Source organism: Bacillus sp. FSL K6-0923 (assembly GCF_038630825.1).
Taxonomy (GTDB): Bacteria; Bacillota; Bacilli; order Bacillales; family Bacillaceae; genus Bacillus; species Bacillus pumilus.
This window is the reverse complement of sequence record NZ_CP152044.1, coordinates 2880015-2900117: the sequence shown is the minus strand read 5'-3', so window position 1 is coordinate 2900117 and position 20103 is coordinate 2880015. Positions and strand designations below refer to the sequence as shown.

Sequence of the window (20103 nt, the reverse complement as noted above, 5' to 3'; positions counted from 1 at the left end):
TGAAGCAGGGATTATTATTTAGAGGATCGAACTATTTTTTATGCATAAAAGGAGGAGATACATTCATGAAGAAATTGATGACAGCAGAAGATTTAACGAAAATTGTTTCTGTTTCTCATCCGGTTTATTCACCAGATGGAAAAAAGGCGGTTTTTACAAAGGTCACGGTGAATGACAACAAAGACGATTATAATTTCCATTTATGGGTTCGAGATGAAGAGACAGAGGAGCTGTCACAATGGACATTTGAGGATGGAAAGCATCATCAGCCAGTGTGGTCAAAAGACAGCAGGCAGCTTGCGTTTATTTTGCAAAAGCCAAAGGAAGCTCCTCAGCTTGCACTCATTCAGAGCAAGGGAGGCGGTGTGCGCACCTTAACGGCGATTCCTTACGGGGTATCTCATCCTGTCTTTTCACTAGATGGAGCTTTCATTTATGCGGCTGTGTCACTGAAACCATCAGAAACTGTTCATGATGAAAAGAAGGAAGAGCGAGATGAGTTCGCTCCTGCGGTATATGATGATTTGACCTATAAAGCAGATGGCAGAGGCTTTTTAGATGGGCGTTTTACGCAGATCATTCAAGTGGATGTTCATTCAGGAGAGGCCAGGGCAGTTACGAGCGGAGAGCATCATCATGTGAATCACACGCTCTCTCCGTGCGGGAAATGGCTTGCCTATATTCAATCAAATCCTCAGAAACCTTACATAAGTGATGTGTGCCTCCAATCATTAGAGGACGGTACGACAAAGAAAATGACACAATCTGCTGGCGCTTATTCCGCCGTGTCTTTTGCTCCTAATGGAGAGAGCCTCGTGTATATTGGACATGAGCGTGAATTTCAAAATGCGACCTTCCCAGCATTATGGCTGTATGATCTGAAGGAGCAAAAAGTCATTCAGCTGTCAGAAATGCTCGATATGTATGTGGGCAACTGTATGGCAGGGGATAGCGTTATGGGCGAAGCCAATCAGCTTCCGCAGTGGACAAAGGATAGCCAGGGATTTTATTCGCTTGTTTCTGCTCAAGGCAGTACAGGGATATATTATTTCTCCGTTGAAGGCTTAGCCTATCCTGTTCGATTAGAGGCAGAACATATCACAAACTTCAGCCTTCATCCGAATGAATCCAAAATGCTGCTGAGCCGGCTGTCACCCGTTTCACCAAGTGAGCTGTATGAGCTGACATTAGGGGAGGCAGATCTAAAGAAAATCACGTTTGAGCATGATGAATTCCTCAAGGAGCATGTCCTAACGGTACCAGAGCCATTTTCGTTTCAGTCAAAAGAAGGCGGCGAGGTGCATGGCTGGTTGATGAAGCCTTCCCAGATGGAAGAGGGGAAGACTTATCCGCTTATTTTAGAAATTCATGGCGGACCGCATGCCATGTATGGTTATACGTATTTTCATGAATTTCAAATGCTCGCTTCTGAAGGCTATGCCATCGCATATATCAATCCTCATGGCAGTCATGGATACGGACAAATGTTTACCGACCGTGTGAGAGGAAGCTATGGTGACGTTGATTATGAGGATGTCATGCAAGCTGTTGATCATGTGCTGAAAGCCTATGATTTCCTTGATGAAACAAGACTTGGAGTGACAGGCGGCAGCTATGGCGGTTTTATGACCAACTGGATTGTCGGACAGACCGGCCGTTTTCGCGCAGCCGTCACACAGCGGTCCATTTCAAACTGGATTAGCTTTTATGGCATCAGTGATATCGGTTATTACTTCACAAGGTGGCAGATGGATGGGGATATTTATGATTCAGCCGATAAGCTATGGGATCGTTCGCCGCTAAAGTATGTGAAGCAGGTAAATACGCCGCTTCTCATCCTGCATAGCGATGAAGACTATCGCTGCCCAGTCGATCAAGCAGAACAGCTTTTTGTAGCACTGAAGGAGCTTGGGAAAGACACAAGGCTCGTCAAATTCCCGAAAGCATCTCATGATTTATCCAGAAGCGGCCATCCGGGGCAGCGTATTCAAAGACTGACCTTTATAAAGGATTGGTTTAGAGAGAAGTTAAACTAAAAAAAAACGACCCAAATTCGGGTCGTTTTCATGTCATATATGAATTAGAAAACCTGTTCAACTTCTACAACGCCAGGCACTTCTTCTAATAATGCGCGCTCAATACCGGCTTTTAATGTAATGGTTGAACTTGGGCAGCTGCCGCATGCACCAAGAAGACGTAATTTCACAATGCCATCTTCAATGTCTACAAGCTCACAGTCTCCACCATCACGTAATAGAAATGGACGAAGTTTGTCCAGTACTTCCTGTACTTGGTCTTTCATTTCGACTTCAGTCATTGGATATAATCGCTCCTTTCACAACATATCACCATTATATTCATCTGGACGATAAAAATCTATTGATTGGTTTCAAAGTTTCCTTCTCATTATAGCACAATCTCATCTTGAAACAAAAAGTGATTTTGACTTTTTTCATACAGAAAATTCAGCTAAAATAAAGAAAGAATAGGGGGCTTGTTAAATGAATCAAACCGTCGATCTTTATGTATATGGAAGAGATGTACTCTGCGCTAGCTGCGTCAATCTGCCTTCTTCAAAAGACACATTTGAGTGGTTAGATGCAGCGTTAAAACGAAAATATCCGAATCAGCCGTTTCGCATCACATATATTGATATTGAGCACCCGCCAGAAAACGAACACCAAAAGGAATTGTCTGAACGAATTCTTGAGGATGAATTCTTTTATCCGCTAGTCTTAGTGGAGGATCAAATTGTTGGAGAGGGTAATCCAAAATTAAAAGACATTTATCAAGAAATGGAGAAATACGGTTACACGGAGAGCAGTGAATAAACTGTTCTCTTTTTGAGAAAATAAACAGAACAAACGTTCCTTTTGAGGTTGAAAAAGAACGTTTGTTCGATTATAATGAAATGAAAGGAGCGTGAGCATCATGAATTATTTACTGAAACAATCTCTTCATCAGCAAATACCAATTGAGATGATTTATATGAAGAAGAACGGAGAGTGCACGAAGCGTAAAATTATTGTTCACCGTCAAACAGACCAGCTCATCCAAGCGTATTGTTTATCGAAAAAGACGATGAGAACGTTTCGTAAAGACTGCATCCTTGCCCTTGCTCCAATCAAATTGACCCGTTCATCGGCACATGCCGTTTCATAGAAAAAAGCTCCCTCGACGAGAAGGAGCTTTGAGATAAAATTCACATGATGTTAGCCATTGTGATGCTTATACATCCAAAGGAGTCCAGATTTTAGAAGTCTTGGTACACGGCCAACAAGTGGACGATCTGCTACTAAGCCAAAGCCAGCTTTTTTTCCTAAAGATCCTAAGACACCTTTTAACTTAAACTGAGGATAAGCCTCAGGAAGCGGCTCGTTTTTCCAGCGTTTTTGCAGAGATTGGACAATTTGTTCTGCCTGCGCCTCGGCAAGCTGTGCACTTGGAGCATGCGGAAGACTTGCGCAATCACCCACGACATAGACGTGCTCATCTCCAGGGAGATTGTGATGAGGTGTTAATACGACGCGGCCTTGTACGTCCTTTTCAACATCCATCTCTCGTATCACTTTGCTTGGCTGAATGCCTGCTGTCCATACGATGACCTCTGCTTCAATGGCATCATCATGGTTATAAACAATACCTTCTTCAACCTTTGTAATATTCGCACAGTTAATGATCTTTACGTCATTTTCTTCAAACCACTTTTGCACATATAAACTTAATCTTTTTGGGAAGCTTGATAGAATCAGCTCTCCGCGGTCGAAAAGAATAATGTTTAAATCAGCACGGCTTTCTCTTAATTCACTGGCTAGCTCTACCCCGCTAAGTCCAGCACCGACGATGCCAACCGTTGCACCTGCACTCAAATTGTTTAATTTGTTATACGTATGTCTTGACTGATCAATGGTTTGAATGCTGTATGTATGTTCTTTCGCACCAGGGACATTATGATACTTGTCCTCACAGCCGAGCCCAATCACCGTGTCGTCATAAGGAATGGGTTCACGGTCGCTGAATAAGATCTGTTTGTTTTCAATATCAATTTTTTCTACTTCCCCATATTGAATATCCAGCTTCGGATGCTCTGGAAATGATACTCGAATGTGATGATCAGAGATCGTTCCAGCAGCGAGTGCATAATATTCTGTTTTTAAACAGTGGTAAGGATTTCGATCAATTAATGTGATGGTAACATCATCAGGTAATTGATTTGGCAATAAGCGGTGGAGAACCCGCATATTCCCGTAACCTCCGCCGATCAAGACTAAATTTTTCATGACGATTCTCCTTTTCCCCGTAGACATTGAAAAACACTTATACTAAAAAACTTTAAGTTAAAATACCAAATAAAATTATATCGAATTTACTGTGAAACCACAATAATTGTTTCAAAATAACCTACATATTCATTAGTTAGTCCTAAATAGTAAAACATTTTACGAGGAATAGGCGTAACGATACAGGTGAAGCTCATGTTTTGACTAATAGAAGGAATTTCGGTAGGATGGTAAAGCAATGTGAGGTGAAGCAAAGTGTTCCCACTGATCGAATTTTGTGTAAGTAATCTTGCGCAAGGGTCTCAAGAAGCAAAAGAGAAGCTTGATAAAGACCCAAACCTAGACGTTATGGAATACGGCTGTTTAAGCTATTGCGGCAAATGTATGGACTCCCCATTTGCACTCGTGAATGGAGAATTTGTTTCCGGAGAAAATGCAGAGCAGCTAGTCGAGCGTATTTATGCTTTTATAGAGGAAAATGAGATGTTTTAAATGCACCACATGGTCATGAGGTGCATTTTTTTCATATTTTTAGTTTCCATTTTTAAGGAGAATCAATAGAAAGCGCATCCAATATGTTATGCTAATAAAATATCATCAAAATGAAGCATCACACGAGAGAAAATGAGGCATATGCATAATAAAAGCCCCTTGCCATGGCAGCAAAGAGCTTTTATGTATGAAAAACGGGGGATGATAAGATTGTCTCCTGAACCGACTCCTTTTATACTATAAAGAAACAACATTTTTGGAGGAAGCTCATGACATCATTTCAATTCACGAAAATGCACGGGTTAGGAAATAATTATATATACGTCAATCAGATGAAGGAACAGCTTCCAGAAGAGCAGCTATCAGAGATCGCGATCCGGGTTTCTTCTGTTTACACAGGAATCGGTTCAGACGGAATGATTCTTATTTGTCCTTCAGATGCTGCACCTGTGAAAATGCGCATTTTTAACAATGATGGTTCAGAGGGTAAAAACTGCGGTAACGGTCTGCGCTGCGTGGCTAAATATGTGTATGAGCATCAAATCGTAACAGACACAACGTTCCAGATTGAGACATTGTCAGGACTCGTTGAAGCGACCGTTCATGTGCAGAATGGTCACGTGCATTTAGTGACAGTAGATATGGGAAAGCCTCGTTTTGAAAAAGAAGCGATGCCGATGCTTGGCGAACCAGCAAGCACAACGATTAATGAACCACTTGATTTTGGCACGACGACCTTAAATGGAACGGCTGTTTCAATGGGAAATCCGCACATCGTTTTTTATCTGGAGGACATTGAAAAGGCACCGCTTGATACAATTGGGCCAATCATCGAAAAACACGACATGTTCCCAGAAGGCGTCAATGTAGAATTTGTAGAAGTGGTGAGTGAAACAGAGCTGCATTTTCGCGTGTGGGAAAGAGGATCTGGCATTACTCAAGCCTGCGGAACAGGAGCTTGTGCGGCTGCCGTATCCACGATTGTGAATGGACAGGCGAAAAGAGAAACGGACATGACGGTTCACTTAGCAGGCGGAGATCTCATCATTCGCTGGAAAGACAATGAGCATGTGCTTATGACAGGACCTGCTGAAACGATTTGTGACGGCACATTTTATCTGTAAACCATTTATTTGAGAAAAGGCACCATCACGTTTATAATTGAAAAGAAACATCCAGTCAAAAGGAGGGATGATCATGAGTACACCAGTAACCATTACAGAAGCTGCTGCACTGCAGATTAAAGATATGATGAAAGAACATGAAGAAGAAAATGCGTTCCTACGAGTGGGCGTAAAAGGCGGCGGCTGCAGCGGTCTTTCATACGGCATGGGCTTTGACCATGAAGTTTCTGAGAAAGACACGCAGTTCGAACAGCAAGGCATTCAGGTCCTTGTCGATTCCGAAAGCCTTGATATCATGAACGGCACCATCATTGACTTCAAACAATCACTAATGGGCGGCGGTTTCACCATCGATAATCCGAACGCGATTGCTTCATGCGGATGCGGTTCTTCTTTCAGAACAGCGACGAATACCGGTACGCCGGAAGAGTGTTAACAACTGATCGTGAATTAAGATAAGCCTTCTTGTTCGTTTGTTTTTGTAAACAACACGATCGAGGAGGCTTTTTTGATGAAGAAAACCAACCATAAAAAAAGAGACACTCATTCAGTGTCTCTTTCTATATTGCTTCTTCTATTTTCAACAGCTCTTTATCCAAGACATCCACCAGCTCTTGGGTGCTAAACATATAGATGACCACTTCTTTATTGTCATCTTCCACATGGACTTCAATCACCATTTTAATCTTTGCTGGTTTTTCGTGGTACACCACTTCAAATGTACCCATTTTTTCCGTTTCATTGTTTTGATTCATTTTTTGAACTTTGGAGAGTATCTGTTTGATTTCTTGATCACTCAATCCAGAATCTAAAATTGAAGTGGACACACGATTTAAAAATGGTTCTAGTTGATCAACATCAATATTCAATCCTGCTGCGAACTGAGCATAATGTTTATTATAGTCTTTTGCAAACAGTTCAACTGAGCTACCAATCATCAGTAATAAGCCCAAACTGATTATGAAACGTTTTAACATCTTTCCACCTATCCTTCATTAAGATCTTCTTCTTTTCCTATATCGGTTGATCAGATGAAACCTTCATTCTCACTTCAACCATTTATAAATCGCTCAATTTTGTTACAGCTTGCTCTCACAACTGGCTATTTCCCCTCGAAAAGAGTATCATGAGAACCAAACATAAACTGTAGGTAGAAAAGAGGTTGCTGAGGTTTGAGTGAACAAATCAATTGCAGGAACTGTCATGAACTGATTCCGTATCGGTCCAAAACGTGTCCAGCTTGCGGGATTGAGAAGCCGCTTCCGAAAAAGGAACGTGTGAAGGATCGGGTGATTTTGGTTGTGGCAGGGATTGTTGTGGTGCTGCTTGCTGCAATGGTACTTGGAATGGCGAATGCCTATATTGGGGTTTTTAAATAAACGAAAAAGGAGTTCCGCTAGTGGGAACTCCTTTTTTTGATCTCGCTTATTTGTTTTCAAATAAGCTTGTGGAATGAAGAGGCTGTACACGGGCTTTCGGGTCCATGTAGGCTTTCGCATTGTTGACAGCCGTTGGTGCTTCACCAAAACCGCTGGCAATCAATTTGACCTTTCCTTCATACGTACAGATGTCTCCTGCCGCATAGAAGCCTTCAATGTTTGTTTCCATTGTGGATTTCACAACGATCGAGTTCTTTTCGATTTCAAGACCCCATTGCTTAATTGGTCCGAGGGAGGAAACAAAACCGAAGTTGACGATCACATCGTCCACATCAAGCACTTGTTTTTTGTCGCCTTTGACTTCTTCTAGCACAATCTGTTCAATGCGGTCTTCACCAACGAGCTCCGTTGGGACAAATGGCGTCACGACATTGACTTTCGAGTTGTGCAGGTTTTCTACACTGTGCTCATGTGCGCGGAATTTATCGCGGCGGTGAATAATGGATACCTCTTTTGCGATAGGTTCAAGCATCAGTGCCCAGTCCACCGCAGAGTCTCCGCCGCCAAGAACAGCGACACGTCTGCCGGCAAATTGGTTCAAGTCATTAATGAAGTAATGCAGGTTGCTTCCTTCAAATGATTCTGCTGCACTTAGCTCAAGCTTTCTCGGTTGGAATGCCCCGTTACCAGCTGTGATGATGATCGTTTTAGAATAATGAATTTCTTGATTTGTCACAAGTTTAAAGATACCATCTGCCTGTTTTTCAACCGTTTCAACTGCTTGCTCTAAGCAAATGGTTTGATCAAATTTATCCATTTGTTCCTTTAAGTTATCAATTAATTCTTGTGCGCGGATTTTTGGAAAACCAGCCACATCATAAATGTATTTTTCAGGGTAAAGAGCGGATAATTGACCGCCGAGCTGAGGAAGGCTCTCAATAATTTTCACACTTGCCTGTCTCATGCCGCCGTAAAACGCAGTAAACAATCCTACTGGGCCGCCCCCGATAACGGTAATGTCATATACCTTAGAATCTTCTTGCATTCCTTTAATCCTCCCAAATGAAAATTGTTATCACTATATCATATCATACCACACATCGTCGTTTGACTTGTTTTGAAAAACTTGTCGTTTTTTGATGCCGAAGCTTTGAAAAAGAGGAAAAAGTGAGAAAGACCGTTTATCATAAGGATTTTCAGTTTAAAGCCTTGAAAATTGGATCAGAACTCGCTATTATTGTTAAGGGAACTAAATATTAATTTTTTATGAATTTTTGTCGGATACGGTCAAATGCTTTCGTTTTATGTAGGTGAAAGTTCAGATTTTCACATACTTATTTTTTGTTTAAATTTCATAAAATGCCGGAAAGCGGTTGAGAATAACGATATGTAATTCTTTTATCCGTTTTACAGCAAATTTAAAAAAGGTGGATGTGATTCCAGTGAATAAACCGAAAATCGTTGTATTAGGTGCAGGTTATGGCGGATTAATGACTGTAACAAGATTAACAAAACAGCTTGGCACAAATGATGCGGACATTACTCTTGTGAACAAGCATAATTATCATTACGAAACAACATGGTTACATGAAGCAAGTGCAGGTACACTTCATCATGACCGCTGTCGTTATCAAATCAAAGATGTGATTAACAGTTCCCGTGTCAACTTTGTACAAGCAACAGTTGAAAGCATTAATAAGGAAGAGAAGAAAGTTGTGACATCAGATGGCGAACTTTCTTACGACTACCTTGTTGTTGCGCTTGGTGCTGTTCCTGAAACATTTGGTATTGCAGGACTGAAAGAATATGCATTCTCAATCTCTAACATCAACTCTGCTCGTCAGCTTCGTGAGCACATTGAGCTTCAATTTGCGACATATAATACGGAAGCTGAAAAACGTCCAGAGCGCTTGACAATCGTTGTCGGCGGTGCGGGCTTCACAGGTATTGAGTTCCTTGGTGAGCTTGGAAACCGTGTACCTGAGCTTTGCAAAGAGTATGATATTGATCAAAAAGACGTGCGCATCATCTGTGTAGAAGCTGCACCAACAGCTCTTCCAGGATTCGATCCTGAATTGATCGACTATGCAATGAACTACCTTCAAGGAAAAGGCGTTGAGTTCAAAATTGGTACAGCGATCAAAGAATGTACGCCTGAAGGCATCATTGTTGGAAAAGACGATGATACTGAAGAAATCAAAGCTGAAACTGTTGTTTGGGCTGCTGGTGTACGCGGTAACCCAATCGTAGAAGAAGCTGGATTTGAAAACATGCGCGGCCGCGTAAAAGTATCTCCAGATCTTCGTGTACCAGAAAATGATGATGTATTCATCATCGGTGACTGTTCATTGATCATCAATGAAGAAATCAACCGTCCATACCCACCAACGGCACAAATCGCGATGCAGCAAGGTGAAACAGTAGCGAAAAACCTTGCAGCACTAGTGAAAGGTGGTTCTCTTGAAAGCTTTAAGCCAGACATCAAAGGAACAGTTGCTTCTCTTGGTGAACACGACGCTGTAGGTGTTGCGTTTGGTAAAAAACTTCAAGGAACAAAAGCTTCAGCAATGAAGAAAATCATCGACAACCGTTCTTTATTCATGGTTGGCGGACCAGGACTTGTTCTGAAAAAAGGAAAATTCAAGTTCTTCTAAACCGATATAGACAAAAACGTGTATCCTCGTGATACACGTTTTTTTTTGGCATATTTTCTTACTTGGTCATTGGCAGTAAAGTATGGTATGATAAATTATCAGAAAATTTAGATTAAGGGAGTGAACAATATGAATGCACATACAAAAGAAAAAAAGTCTACTTGTCAATATTGTTCGGGGAAAGGATATTTTCAGTTATTGCTCGGCGGATCTGAAACATGTGAGGAATGTAAAGGGACAGGAAAGAAGCTTTAATCCATCTGCTTTTTCCATTGATTGACTTCATCTCTATTTCCAAGTTAAACTAATGATGGGATATTTGGGGGTGGAGATGAAGTGATCAGTTTACCAGTCGTTATTATTTCCGTTATTTTATTTTTCGTGTTATTCTTCGGCATTGGCTTTTTGCTCAATATGCTGCTGAGAATGTCATGGATTATGGCTATTTTATATCCAATTGTATGCCTTTTCATTATCAATAATCAAAAGATGATCGCTTATGTCAGAGAACCGGGCATCGCTTTTTCAGGAATAGGGGACCGCATAGTCTCTCTCGCTGCGGCTGATATCATGATCTTGTTAAGTGGTCTGATTGGTGCAATTGCATCAGGTTTTGTCATTAATGCACTTCGAAAAAGAGGATATCAAATGTTTTAACTCACTTGTGGATAGGCAAGTGAGTATTTTTGTTTCTCCTTTGCATAGTTTCCATTTCGTTTGGAAACAAATAGATGGGTAGAGGAGTGACAAATAAAGATGAAAACATGGATGAAACGATTGTTCATGACAGCCCTTTTTATGCTTGCTCTTTTGACGAGCTTTACGGGCATATCTGGCGTTGAACCAAGTGATGTAGCTGCCTGGGTGAAAGAGACTGAACCTGGCAAGCAAGTATCTTCTTTTTTCCAACAGCAAAAAAGAGAAACGATGGCACTCAAAAGCGATGACTTGCGGGCTATTTCTCTCGAAGAAGCGTTTAATTGGAACGATTACCCGAAGCAAAAGGTTGTTGCCACAGGCTATACAGCAGGTGTTGAATCAACAGGTAAAACGAAGGAACACCATGCATATGGCATTACATATTCAGGCGTCAAAGTGAAACGTGATTTATATTCAACTGTGGCTGCTGACCCATCAGTCTTTCCAATTGGAACGGTGCTCTTTATCCCAAACTACGGCTACGGAGTGGTCGCAGATACGGGAAAAGCCATTAAAGGTCATAAGCTGGATTTATACTATGAAACCGTAGATGATGTGTATAGAGAATGGGGTAAAAAAGTACTCGATGTGTATATCATCAAAAAGGGAGAAGGAACGTTAACGGAAAATGACTTAAACCAGCTGAATGAAGCAAAATCCATGCAAGTATTCCGTCAGCAGTTTCAAGCCAATAAAGAATAAAAAAAGCTTTGGACAAGTTTTAGGTCCAAAGCTTTTTTCGCTTCTACATGAAGTAATAATCTAAGATGAGTGTCAGTAAGATCCCTGTTAAGCCGCCAAAGAAGACTTCAATCGGCTTATGACCAAGAAGCTCTTTCAATTTCTTTTGCTTTTCTTTTTCTTCCGCACTCGGGAAATTCTTTGCTTCAGAAACAAATCGGTTAAAATCTGTTACCAGCTTGTTCAGTACAGTCGCCTGTTCTCCTGCCTGTCTGCGCACACCTGTCGCATCGAACATGGTAATAATCGCAAAGATGGCGGAAATCGCAAAGATCGATGTATTTAGCCCGTGCTCTAAAGCCACTGCTGTTGAGAGTGCTGTTACGGCTGCGGAGTGTGAACTTGGCATTCCGCCTGTGCTTGTAATGAGCGACCAATCTAGTCGTCTAGAAATGATAAATTGAATCGGTACTTTTACAAATTGAGCAAAAAAGATGGCTGCAAGGCTGGCAAGCAGCGGAAAATTCGTCAGTACGCTCATGAACAAGAAACATCCTCTCTGTAAGAAAAAATATCGTGCAAAATGATGGACTGTGTACCCTAGTATGATGAAAAAATGATAGCAGATTCAAAAAGCTGCCAAGTCCATGTTCAATTATAACATTAAAGAAAGTAGATGTGGAACGAGGAGAGTGCAGGGGGGCTGTACAAGTTTTCATCGCTTTTTCATGATGCCCTTCCGCGTGTGAAAATATAAATGTTCATCAAGAAAAGACAGATTGGCAATGATCGTATAGACCCGCAAATTTTGATATAATAGAAGTTCCAATGTGAAAAATGGAGTTCATTGAAGGAGCGTGTGATAAATATGTTTTTCTCGACAAATGAATGGCAACATAAAGATACACTGGCGATTGGACTTTTTCAAAAGAGCCAATTATCAGGAAAAGCAAAAGAAATGGATGAATTACTTGAAGGACGAATCACTGAATTATTAAAAGAAGGCGATATCTCATCTAAACGAAATCAGCTTTCGAAGTTTTTCCCGTCCCCTGAAACAGGCATCAAACGCATTTATTTTGTCGGGCTTGGGAAGGAATCAGATTACACGTTTGAAGAGGCAAAAGAAGCGTTTGCCCATTTATTTAAAAAGCTTCATCAAGATAAAAAGCAAGCGGTTTCTGTCTTACTGGATACGTTTATTGGAAAGGATCTGCCTGCCCAAGATGCAGCTCATGCCCTTTCTGAAAGCTGCCTTTTAGCTACATATGAATTACAAGATTTTAAACATAAAACAAATGAACCGGATCGCTTCATCGAGTTTGTTTATGCAACGACGGATCATGATACAGCAGAAATTCAGGCAAGTCTGAAAGTGGGCGAAGTCTACGGACAGTCCGTCAATTCAGCCCGTACCCTTGTGAATATGCCGCCGAACATGCTCACATCCTCTGATCTGGCTTCGTACGCGGCAGAGCTTGCGTATAAATACGAATTTGAGATTGAAATTTTAGATAAAGAACAGATGGAAGAGCTCGGGATGGGCGGGATTCTAGCTGTCAATAGAGGCTCAACAGAACCACCAAAGCTCATCGTTCTGAAATATCAAGGCAAGGAAGACTGGACGGACGTGATTGGGCTTGTCGGTAAAGGCATCACGTATGATACTGGTGGCTATTCATTAAAGCCAAGAGCCGGTATGGTTGGAATGAAAACTGATATGGGCGGCTCAGCCTCTGTTTTAGGTGCCATGGAAATCATCGGTGAACTGCGCCCAGAAAAAAATGTCATTGCTGTCATTGCCTCAACCGATAATATGATCTCGGCTGATGCTATGAAACCGGATGACGTCATTGTGTCGCTTAGCGGTAAAACAATCGAAGTGCTGAATACGGATGCAGAGGGTCGTCTTGTTTTAGCAGATGGGGTGACATATGCGAAGCAGCACGGTGCCTCTGTTCTTATAGACGTGGCGACATTAACAGGCGGAGTCATTGTGGCACTTGGAAATGAGACAACAGGCGTCATGACAAATAACGATGAACTGTATGCCCAGTTTAAAGAGGCATCAGAAGAATGCGGTGAAATGATTTGGCAGCTGCCAATCACCGAAAAAGATAAAAAGCGCGTACGAAACAGCAAAATGGCGGATCTCAATAACTCACCAGGACGTGATGGACATGCGATCATGGCAGGTGCATTCATTGGTGAATTCGCTGAGGATACGCCTTGGGTTCACTTGGATATTGCAGGAACAGCTACAACAGAAAAGCCTTCATGCTTTGGGCCAACAGGAGCGACAGGTGTGATGGTGCGGTCATTGGCCACATTTGTGGAACGATTTGAAGGAAAGAAATAAAGGATGAGGCTCTGCCAACTGGCAGGGCCTTTTTTATGTAGGCCATACGCCATTTGACGAAGAAAATTTTCTATGGTAACATACGTTGGTACTTTAATTATCTACTACATTAGTAAACTAAAGGATTTCGGAGGTTTCATCATGAATGCAGTTGTGATAGCGGTTCTTTTAATGTTGATATTAAGCTTGCTGCGGGTCAATGTGGTCATTGCCCTCGCACTTGGTGCTTTAGCTGGCGGACTTGCAGGTGGATTAGGCCTTGGAGGAACAGTTGAAGCCTTTACTGATGGACTCGGAGGAAATGCGACAGTGGCGATTAGTTATGCACTTTTAGGAGCATTTGCTGCGGCGCTGACGAAAACAGGCCTTCCAGATGCCATGGTTGAAGGAGCAGTGAAGCTTTTAGGAAAAGAAGGCGACTCAAGAAGAAAAACATTATCAAAAGTACTGATCATTCTTGTGATTTTGATCGTATCGTGTTTTTCACAAAACGTCGTTCCGGTTCACATTGCCTTTATACCGGTCTTAATTCCGCCATTATTAAAAGTGTTTAACGAGCTTCAAATTGACCGCAGACTGCTAGCATGTGTCATGACCTTCGGACTCACTGCACCATATATTTTACTTCCAGTCGGTTTTGGACAGATTTTCCACGGAATGCTTCGTGATAACATGAAAGAGGCAGGATTAACTGTACAATTATCAGATGTTCCACTAGCCATGCTAATTCCTGTAGGGGGCATGGTGCTCGGGCTGCTTGTTTCACTTTTCGTGTATCGGAAACCAAGGGTATATGAGGATCGAGATATCACGGACGTAGAAAAATCAGCTTATACGAAAAAGAGCTTATTGCTTGCAGTGCTGGCTATCCTTGTCTCACTTATTGTCCAGCTTTATTTATCTCAAAGCCTTGGTGTGGAAGGAATGATCTTCGGTGCACTGGCAGGTCTTCTAGTTCTGTTTGCCACAGGCATGATGAAACGAGATGAAGCGGATGCGCTGATTACTTCCGGTATGAATATGATGGCATTTATCGGCTTTGTCATGCTTGTAGCGGCTGGATTTGCCAACGTATTAACGAAAACAGGAGATATTGAACAACTAGTGAAAGCATCTTCTCAGTTCATTGGAAACAATCAAAGCGTTGCGGCCATTTTAATGCTATTAGTTGGTTTACTTGTGACAATGGGGATCGGTTCATCCTTTGCGACGATTCCAATCATTACAACCATTTTTGTTCCGTTATGTATGCACTTAGGATTTAGCCCACTAGCCACCATTGCTATTATTGGTTCAGCTGCGGCTGTTGGCGATGCAGGTTCACCTGCAAGTGACAGTACGCTTGGACCAACATCTGGATTGAATATGGATGGACAGCATCACCACATTTGGGGTACTTGTGTTCCAACCTTTGTATTTTATAATGTTCCACTTGTCCTCTTCGGCTGGCTTGCGGCAATTATTCTTTAACATGAAAGCTTGTAGAGAAAACGTTGTTTTTTCTATAAGCTTTTTTTGTGATGTTTTATCCATTTGTTCACTTTCTGAAGGTGAAAAATAATTAGGTCTAAAGTATGAATTAAATGAATCTTTCTTTCTCTTTCTTACGTATATATGCTGATAAAAATGAAAAGGGGAAGATGAGAGATGTCATTTTTTAAAAAGCTAGCGGCAAGTGCTGGGATTGGTGCAGCGAAAGTAGATACCATTTTGGAGAAAAACGCCTATTATCCAGGACAAGAGGTAAGGGGAACCGTCCATGTAAAGGGCGGGAAAATCTCTCAGGACATCCGCTATATCAATGTCAAGATTCAAACACAATATGTGATTGTGAAAGATGATGAAGAGCATAGAAAATATGTGAATATCTTTACTTTACGGGTGACGGATTCTTTTATCATCCAGCCTGGAGAAAAGCATGAATTTCCGTTTTCATTTATTCTTCCTATCGATACCCCGATGACGATCGGAAAAGTAGAAATTGCAGTAATGACAGCCCTTGATATCCAAGGAGGGATCGATAAATCTGACTATGACCGCATTTTCGTTGAAGCACATCCTTGGGTGAGAAATGTACTGGAGGCCACTAGAAACCTTGGCTTCCACCTGAACGAAGCGGACTGTGAACAAGCACCTTACTTTCAGCGTCGTCTGCCATTTGTTCAAGAATTTGAGTTTATTCCGACATCAGATGACTATCGTTATATGCTTGATGAGTTAGAGCTGATTTTTCTGATAGATGAAGGCGGGTTAGACATTGTTTTCGAAGTCGACCGCAGAGCAAGAGGACTCAGAGGGTGGCTTGAGGAGATGTATCATGATGGAGAACAGCTTGTGCGCTACCGCTTCAGTCCATCAGATCTTGAAGATGTAGAAGTGCTTGAAGGGATGCTAGAAGGAATCATCGACCAATACGCGGAATAATGATGAAAAACGAGCCTGAATGAAGACAGGCTCTTTTCTATGCGACTTGTAGATGATGTCTGCAATTATGATGCGGCTTGTTGTTTTCGAAAGGACGTGGCTTTTGAAACAGAGCGATAAATTTTAGGTGCCAGCATTGCAAGCAATATCGTCAATGCGTAGTCTTTCACCATAAACCAGATCATAAAGAACCACGTGGTTTGATAGGAAATAGGTGCATTTAGCCACACATTTAATGCGAGGTACGTATAAGTCGTTCCGATCATATACATGACGGTCGTACCTGCAATAGCTGCAAGCAAAAAGCGGCCAAAGCCAGGATTTTTTCTTTTTTCTAAAATGAATCCAGCTAGCCAGGCAGCAGGAATATACGATAAGACAAAACCACCGCTTTTGCCTAAAATCACTCCAAAGCCTGCTGAGAACTGTGCGAATACAGGTGCGCCAGCAATTCCAACCAAGGCATATACAATCATCGCTAATGCACCAAGCCGTCTACCGAGCAAAAGACCAGCAAGTACACAAAAAAACGGCTGCATCGTAAGTGGAATTCCGCCGACCTGCAAAAACGGCACAATGGATGTGATATTGGCTCCAATCGCCATGAGTGCAGCAAACATTCCGACTAGCACAAAATCAGCGGTTCTTGTTTTCTGTTGCATGATGTTTCCCCCTGTCTTATCTGTACAAATAGATTAAGGGGATGAAGGTTATTTGTCAACCTGTTTTTAATATTAGTTAACAATAAAACCCGCCCATCAAAAGGGCGGGTCTGTATTAAGCTTCTGTCATAGAAGACGCATCGATCGCTTGATGAACTGGTACATAATCATAGCCGAGATCACGAGCGACAGCTTCATATGTGATATGTCCGTTCATGACATTGATACCTTCTGCGATGGCTTTGTTTTCTTGAATGGCTTTTGCAGCGCCTTTATTAGCAATTTGTAGTGCGTAGGGAACGGTGACATTTGTTAAAGCAACAGTCGATGTCCGTGGAACGGCTCCAGGCATATTGGCGACAGCATAATGTAAAATACCGTGTTTTTCATAAGTAGGTTGATCATGTGTTGTGATATGATCGATTGTTTCGACAATGCCGCCTTGGTCAATGGCTACGTCTACGATGACGGAACCGGGCTTCATTTGCTTCACCATTTCTTCCGTCACAAGCGTCGGTGCTTTGGCACCTGGGATCAATACCGCACAAATGAGAAGGTCGGCCTCACTGACTGAATCGGCGATGTTGACAGGGTTAGACATTAACGTTTTCATTTGATGACCAAATTGATCGTCCAGCTGACGTAAGCGTTCTGCGTTTACGTCAATCAGAGTGACATCTGCGCCAAGTCCAATCGCCATTTTCGCTGCGTTTGTTCCAACAACACCGCCGCCTATAATTGTGACCTTCCCTCTTGATACCCCTGGTACGCCTGCGAGTAAGATGCCTTTACCGCCTTTTGGTTTTTCTAAAAATTGTGCACCGATTTGAGCGGCCATTCTGCCTGCCACTTCAGACATAGGTGTTAAGAGAGGGAGTGATTTTCCGTCCGTTACTGTTTCATAAGCAATAGCTGTGACGCCTTTTTGTTTTAAAGCTTCAGCCAAGGAGGGCTCTGCCGCAAGATGCAGGTACGTAAATAAGATGAGTCCTTCTCTGAAAAATGAATATTCCTCAGGTAATGGTTCTTTTACCTTCATGATCATATCAGAAGATGCCCACACATCTTTCGCTTGATCAAGAATTTCTGCACCAACAGATACATAATCGTCATCAGTGAATCCGCTTCCAAAACCAGCGTTTGTTTCAATCAAAATCTGATGTCCAGCTGAAAGTAATTGAGAAGCTGCTCCTGGTGTTAATGCCACTCGGTTTTCATTGTTCTTAATCTCTTTCGGAATGCCGATGATCATGTTTATTCCTCCCATGCTTATCTATTCATATTGTATGTCTAGTGTATCCTGAATGTTTAAAAAATGCTTCGGTTGAAATGAAAAATAAAAAAACGCCTCTTTGTGAAATTTCACAAATGGACGTTTTTTAGCTTCATATCAAGGTATATGGTCATTTTCTCATTCATGTTTTTTAAATCGATTTCTGCAATGTCAGTAATGCGTTTTAATCTGTAATTCAATGTATTGATGTGGATGTTTAATTGCTTTGCCGCAATATTGGCATTGCTGTCACAGTCAATAAACCGTTCAAGGGTTTCAACTAGGTTGGAATGATGCCTCAGGTCGTAATCTTCCAGCTTTGATAAAGAGTAACTGGAGTAAGATGAGCCCCTTCGTTTTTCAGCGAGAACATCTAAATATTGATAAATACCGAGTTCAGAAAAACTGTGTAAACGTTCGGTTTCAACAGGGAAGCGTTCTTTTGTTTTTAATACAGCGAGTGCTTCTTTATAGGATGGCTGAATATGAGAGATGTTATCGTAAATTCCACCAATCGCCGCTTGAACGTGATGGATATGATAACGGTCAGACAGCTGCTGCAGCATGCCGCTTGTGAATTGTTTAATATCCTGCAGCGGGTGCTCTGTTTTTGGTGAGACAAGAATAATGAATTCGTGAAAATCAACAGTCGTTAACAACACTTGGACTTGCTGCGTTGTTTCAAGCAGATAAGATAGCTTTTTTTCTGTGTCCTCTGTGAGTTCATCACGAAGTCGGAAGATGATGATGGCATACGTGTCTGGACATCTGATGCCGAGTCTTAAAAATAGGTCGAGCATCTCATCCTTTTCATGAATATGACCTGTGAGCATCTTCCAAAAAAGCTCCTGATTGCGTACTTCTGTTTTCGTTTTGCGAATTTGTAAGTTAAGTAATTTGTTTTTAACAGCATGTGCTGCCATCTTCAGAAGGTCCATGTCTTCTTCTGAAAAAGGCTGTGTGGATTCAATCGCCCAGATAAATCCGAGTACTTCTTTGTCCTTCCAGATTGAAATGGCCACCCTGCTAGATAAACCCACCTCTGCAATTTGAGGGACACGAAGCGGTTCGTCTGTTTTAAGGAGTGTAGGAATGATGCCGTCTTTCCAAAGCCGATTAATGACTTTTTCCGGTACACGGCGGGAGATAATGGTTGAAGTTCTGGCGGGATCAGTAAAATCATTATGTGTGCTATAAGCCAGCAATCGATGATGCGTATCTTCTATAGTAATAGGGCAATTGAGCACATCACTAATTTGGTCTGCCACATCCTCTAAACGATCAAGACTATACTTAAATGGATCTGTCTTTTTTGTCATAAAAACCCCTGCTTTTTCGAATATTTCACGTACTTACATTATGAAGAGAAAACGGTACGTAAATCAATAACAAAATGCCATAAATTTAAAAAAGAGATCGCTGTGAGAAGCGAGCGTATCATGCTGAAAGAAGGCGAAAAAGAAATAGTACAATAATAACGTAGTAATAAATCAATAGGCGGAAAGATTCAGTGAAGTGTGTCTACACTTATTGAGAATATATGACCAAAAAAATGTTAAATACTAGATAAAAAGCGAAAATACAGTAATTCTATAGACTCATTTTGTAAAATAAAAACAGATTTGTTTGACTGTGTATCATTTCTGTTTTTATAATAATAACGTCAAAAAATAAGTGGATTAGCCCATTATATGGCGGCTATGCACGGGAGGTAATGAGGAATATGTCAGGAATTATTCGCGTAACCCCAGAAGAACTAAGAGCGACCGCTAAGCAATATGGTGTTGAAAGTCAAGAAGTGTTAAACCAAGTTGATCGTCTAAATAGAATGATCTCAGATTTAAAAGGAATGTGGGAAGGTGCTTCTAGTGAAGCATTTGCTGATCAATACGAGCAGTTAAAGCCTTCATTCATCAAAATGTCTGATCTATTAACAGATGTCAGCAATCAGCTTGATCAAACGGCAAATACACTTGAAAGCACTGACCAAGACATCGCCAGCCAAATCCGCGGCTAATCAAAGGGATTTCCTTTCTAAGTGTGAAAAGCAGAAAAAGCGCCGAGTCTGTCAATGGA

Annotated in this window: 22 protein-coding genes and 1 pseudogene; 15 read left to right on the top strand and 8 right to left on the bottom strand. The window is 41.6% G+C overall.

From position 1 onward, the window contains the following. The first annotated feature begins 65 nt into the window (after positions 1-65). Entirely contained in the window at positions 66-2036 is a 1971-nt protein-coding gene (locus MHI16_RS14970; RefSeq protein ID WP_058013765.1) for a S9 family peptidase, read from the top strand. Between the two features lie 44 nt (positions 2037-2080). Here the strand turns inward: MHI16_RS14970 and MHI16_RS14965 are convergent. After that, positions 2081-2380 (bottom strand): annotated as a pseudogene (locus MHI16_RS14965) (NifU family protein). 121 nt (positions 2381-2501) lie between these two features. On the opposite strand from MHI16_RS14965, the gene MHI16_RS14960 reads away from it, so the two are divergent. Both MHI16_RS14960 and MHI16_RS14955 read left to right on the top strand, forming a co-directional pair. After that, entirely contained in the window at positions 2502-2831 is a 330-nt protein-coding gene (locus MHI16_RS14960) for a YuzD family protein (RefSeq protein WP_058013766.1), read from the top strand. A 100-nt stretch (positions 2832-2931) separates the two neighbouring features. Beyond that, positions 2932-3162: a hypothetical protein gene (locus MHI16_RS14955; protein WP_058013767.1), complete on the top strand. Its 231-nt coding sequence runs from the start codon at positions 2932-2934 to the stop codon at positions 3160-3162. 50 nt (positions 3163-3212) lie between these two features. Here MHI16_RS14955 and MHI16_RS14950 read toward each other — a convergent pair whose 3' ends face one another. Then, entirely contained in the window at positions 3213-4280 is a 1068-nt protein-coding gene (locus MHI16_RS14950; RefSeq protein ID WP_058013768.1) for an NAD(P)/FAD-dependent oxidoreductase, read from the bottom strand. 255 nt (positions 4281-4535) lie between these two features. On the opposite strand from MHI16_RS14950, the gene MHI16_RS14945 reads away from it, so the two are divergent. The 3 genes from MHI16_RS14945 (at position 4536) to erpA (ending at position 6332) form a co-directional block, all read left to right on the top strand. Next, a complete protein-coding gene (locus MHI16_RS14945) occupies positions 4536-4772 on the top strand; it encodes a YuzB family protein (RefSeq protein ID WP_003213414.1) in 237 nt (78 codons plus the stop codon). Positions 4773-5041: 269 nt separating this feature from the next. Further along, the gene (gene dapF, locus MHI16_RS14940; RefSeq protein ID WP_058013769.1) at positions 5042-5896 is read left to right on the top strand and encodes a diaminopimelate epimerase; all 855 of its coding nucleotides are present in this window, start codon (positions 5042-5044) and stop codon (positions 5894-5896) included. A gap of 73 nt (positions 5897-5969) precedes the next feature. Beyond that, positions 5970-6332, top strand: coding sequence for an iron-sulfur cluster insertion protein ErpA (gene erpA / locus MHI16_RS14935; RefSeq protein ID WP_012011138.1), 363 nt, complete (start codon positions 5970-5972; stop codon positions 6330-6332). 124 nt (positions 6333-6456) lie between these two features. On the opposite strand, the gene MHI16_RS14930 is transcribed toward erpA, so the two are convergent. After that, entirely contained in the window at positions 6457-6873 is a 417-nt protein-coding gene (locus MHI16_RS14930) for a hypothetical protein (protein WP_058013770.1), read from the bottom strand. A 195-nt stretch (positions 6874-7068) separates the two neighbouring features. Between MHI16_RS14930 and MHI16_RS14925 the strand changes: the two genes are divergently transcribed. Next, a complete protein-coding gene (locus MHI16_RS14925; RefSeq protein WP_012011136.1) occupies positions 7069-7275 on the top strand; it encodes a hypothetical protein in 207 nt (68 codons plus the stop codon). Positions 7276-7321: 46 nt separating this feature from the next. On the opposite strand, the gene yumC is transcribed toward MHI16_RS14925, so the two are convergent. After that, positions 7322-8320, bottom strand: coding sequence for a ferredoxin--NADP reductase 2 (gene yumC, locus MHI16_RS14920; protein ID WP_058013771.1), 999 nt, complete (start codon positions 8318-8320; stop codon positions 7322-7324). 391 nt (positions 8321-8711) lie between these two features. On the opposite strand from yumC, the gene MHI16_RS14915 reads away from it, so the two are divergent. The 4 genes from MHI16_RS14915 to MHI16_RS14900 all read left to right on the top strand — a co-directional run bounded on the left by MHI16_RS14915 (position 8712) and on the right by MHI16_RS14900 (position 11330). Continuing rightward, entirely contained in the window at positions 8712-9929 is a 1218-nt protein-coding gene (locus tag MHI16_RS14915; RefSeq protein ID WP_161808666.1) for an NAD(P)/FAD-dependent oxidoreductase, read from the top strand. A 129-nt stretch (positions 9930-10058) separates the two neighbouring features. After that, positions 10059-10184 carry a YuiA family protein gene (locus MHI16_RS14910; RefSeq protein ID WP_157957789.1) on the top strand — a complete coding sequence of 42 codons (126 nt, stop codon included), beginning with the start codon at positions 10059-10061 and terminating at the stop codon, positions 10182-10184. 81 nt (positions 10185-10265) lie between these two features. Beyond that, positions 10266-10586 carry a YuiB family protein gene (locus tag MHI16_RS14905; protein ID WP_061409503.1) on the top strand — a complete coding sequence of 107 codons (321 nt, stop codon included), beginning with the start codon at positions 10266-10268 and terminating at the stop codon, positions 10584-10586. Between the two features lie 99 nt (positions 10587-10685). After that, on the top strand, positions 10686-11330 hold the full coding sequence (locus MHI16_RS14900; RefSeq protein ID WP_058013773.1) for a 3D domain-containing protein: 645 nt from the start codon (positions 10686-10688) through the stop codon (positions 11328-11330). Positions 11331-11373: 43 nt separating this feature from the next. Here the strand turns inward: MHI16_RS14900 and MHI16_RS14895 are convergent, their stop codons facing one another. After that, positions 11374-11850 carry a divergent PAP2 family protein gene (locus MHI16_RS14895; protein ID WP_003212726.1) on the bottom strand — a complete coding sequence of 159 codons (477 nt, stop codon included), beginning with the start codon at positions 11848-11850 and terminating at the stop codon, positions 11374-11376. 327 nt (positions 11851-12177) lie between these two features. Between MHI16_RS14895 and MHI16_RS14890 the strand changes: the two genes are divergently transcribed. The 3 genes from MHI16_RS14890 (at position 12178) to MHI16_RS14880 (ending at position 16092) form a co-directional block, all read left to right on the top strand. Next, the gene (locus MHI16_RS14890; protein ID WP_058013774.1) at positions 12178-13668 is read left to right on the top strand and encodes a leucyl aminopeptidase; all 1491 of its coding nucleotides are present in this window, start codon (positions 12178-12180) and stop codon (positions 13666-13668) included. Positions 13669-13809: 141 nt separating this feature from the next. Next, positions 13810-15138, top strand: coding sequence for a Na+/H+ antiporter family protein (locus MHI16_RS14885; protein ID WP_058013775.1), 1329 nt, complete (start codon positions 13810-13812; stop codon positions 15136-15138). Positions 15139-15315: 177 nt separating this feature from the next. After that, a complete protein-coding gene (locus MHI16_RS14880) occupies positions 15316-16092 on the top strand; it encodes a sporulation protein (protein ID WP_058013776.1) in 777 nt (258 codons plus the stop codon). 65 nt (positions 16093-16157) lie between these two features. On the opposite strand, the gene MHI16_RS14875 is transcribed toward MHI16_RS14880, so the two are convergent. The 3 genes from MHI16_RS14875 to MHI16_RS14865 form a co-directional block, all read right to left on the bottom strand. Further along, entirely contained in the window at positions 16158-16754 is a 597-nt protein-coding gene (locus tag MHI16_RS14875) for a biotin transporter BioY (protein WP_058013777.1), read from the bottom strand. Between the two features lie 115 nt (positions 16755-16869). After that, the gene (gene ald / locus MHI16_RS14870; protein ID WP_058013778.1) at positions 16870-18006 is read right to left on the bottom strand and encodes an alanine dehydrogenase; all 1137 of its coding nucleotides are present in this window, start codon (positions 18004-18006) and stop codon (positions 16870-16872) included. A gap of 110 nt (positions 18007-18116) precedes the next feature. Next, positions 18117-19346: a PucR family transcriptional regulator gene (locus MHI16_RS14865; protein ID WP_044140830.1), complete on the bottom strand. Its 1230-nt coding sequence runs from the start codon at positions 19344-19346 to the stop codon at positions 18117-18119. Between the two features lie 404 nt (positions 19347-19750). Between MHI16_RS14865 and MHI16_RS14860 the strand changes: the two genes are divergently transcribed. Continuing rightward, a complete protein-coding gene (locus MHI16_RS14860) occupies positions 19751-20044 on the top strand; it encodes a WXG100 family type VII secretion target (RefSeq protein ID WP_003213769.1) in 294 nt (97 codons plus the stop codon). Positions 20045-20103: the final 59 nt, after the last annotated feature.

What these genes read in the sequence shown, in the direction of transcription:
- MHI16_RS14880 (WP_058013776.1), top strand. Translation starts at nt 15,316, where the DNA reads ATGTCATTTTTTAAAAAGCTAGCGGCAAGTGCTGGGATTGGTGCAGCG.
- MHI16_RS14865 (WP_044140830.1), bottom strand. Translation starts at nt 19,346, where the DNA reads ATGACAAAAAAGACAGATCCATTTAAGTATAGTCTTGATCGTTTAGAG.
- MHI16_RS14950 (WP_058013768.1), bottom strand. Translation starts at nt 4,280, where the DNA reads ATGAAAAATTTAGTCTTGATCGGCGGAGGTTACGGGAATATGCGGGTT.
- yumC (WP_058013771.1), bottom strand. Translation starts at nt 8,320, where the DNA reads ATGCAAGAAGATTCTAAGGTATATGACATTACCGTTATCGGGGGCGGC.
- MHI16_RS14875 (WP_058013777.1), bottom strand. Translation starts at nt 16,754, where the DNA reads ATGCAACAGAAAACAAGAACCGCTGATTTTGTGCTAGTCGGAATGTTT.
- MHI16_RS14885 (WP_058013775.1), top strand. Translation starts at nt 13,810, where the DNA reads ATGAATGCAGTTGTGATAGCGGTTCTTTTAATGTTGATATTAAGCTTG.
- MHI16_RS14890 (WP_058013774.1), top strand. Translation starts at nt 12,178, where the DNA reads ATGTTTTTCTCGACAAATGAATGGCAACATAAAGATACACTGGCGATT.
- ald (WP_058013778.1), bottom strand. Translation starts at nt 18,006, where the DNA reads ATGATCATCGGCATTCCGAAAGAGATTAAGAACAATGAAAACCGAGTG.
- MHI16_RS14910 (WP_157957789.1), top strand. Translation starts at nt 10,059, where the DNA reads ATGAATGCACATACAAAAGAAAAAAAGTCTACTTGTCAATATTGTTCG.
- MHI16_RS14970 (WP_058013765.1), top strand. Translation starts at nt 66, where the DNA reads ATGAAGAAATTGATGACAGCAGAAGATTTAACGAAAATTGTTTCTGTT.
- MHI16_RS14960 (WP_058013766.1), top strand. Translation starts at nt 2,502, where the DNA reads ATGAATCAAACCGTCGATCTTTATGTATATGGAAGAGATGTACTCTGC.
- MHI16_RS14900 (WP_058013773.1), top strand. Translation starts at nt 10,686, where the DNA reads ATGAAAACATGGATGAAACGATTGTTCATGACAGCCCTTTTTATGCTT.
- dapF (WP_058013769.1), top strand. Translation starts at nt 5,042, where the DNA reads ATGACATCATTTCAATTCACGAAAATGCACGGGTTAGGAAATAATTAT.
- erpA (WP_012011138.1), top strand. Translation starts at nt 5,970, where the DNA reads ATGAGTACACCAGTAACCATTACAGAAGCTGCTGCACTGCAGATTAAA.
- MHI16_RS14955 (WP_058013767.1), top strand. Translation starts at nt 2,932, where the DNA reads ATGAATTATTTACTGAAACAATCTCTTCATCAGCAAATACCAATTGAG.
- MHI16_RS14860 (WP_003213769.1), top strand. Translation starts at nt 19,751, where the DNA reads ATGTCAGGAATTATTCGCGTAACCCCAGAAGAACTAAGAGCGACCGCT.
- MHI16_RS14895 (WP_003212726.1), bottom strand. Translation starts at nt 11,850, where the DNA reads ATGAGCGTACTGACGAATTTTCCGCTGCTTGCCAGCCTTGCAGCCATC.
- MHI16_RS14930 (WP_058013770.1), bottom strand. Translation starts at nt 6,873, where the DNA reads ATGTTAAAACGTTTCATAATCAGTTTGGGCTTATTACTGATGATTGGT.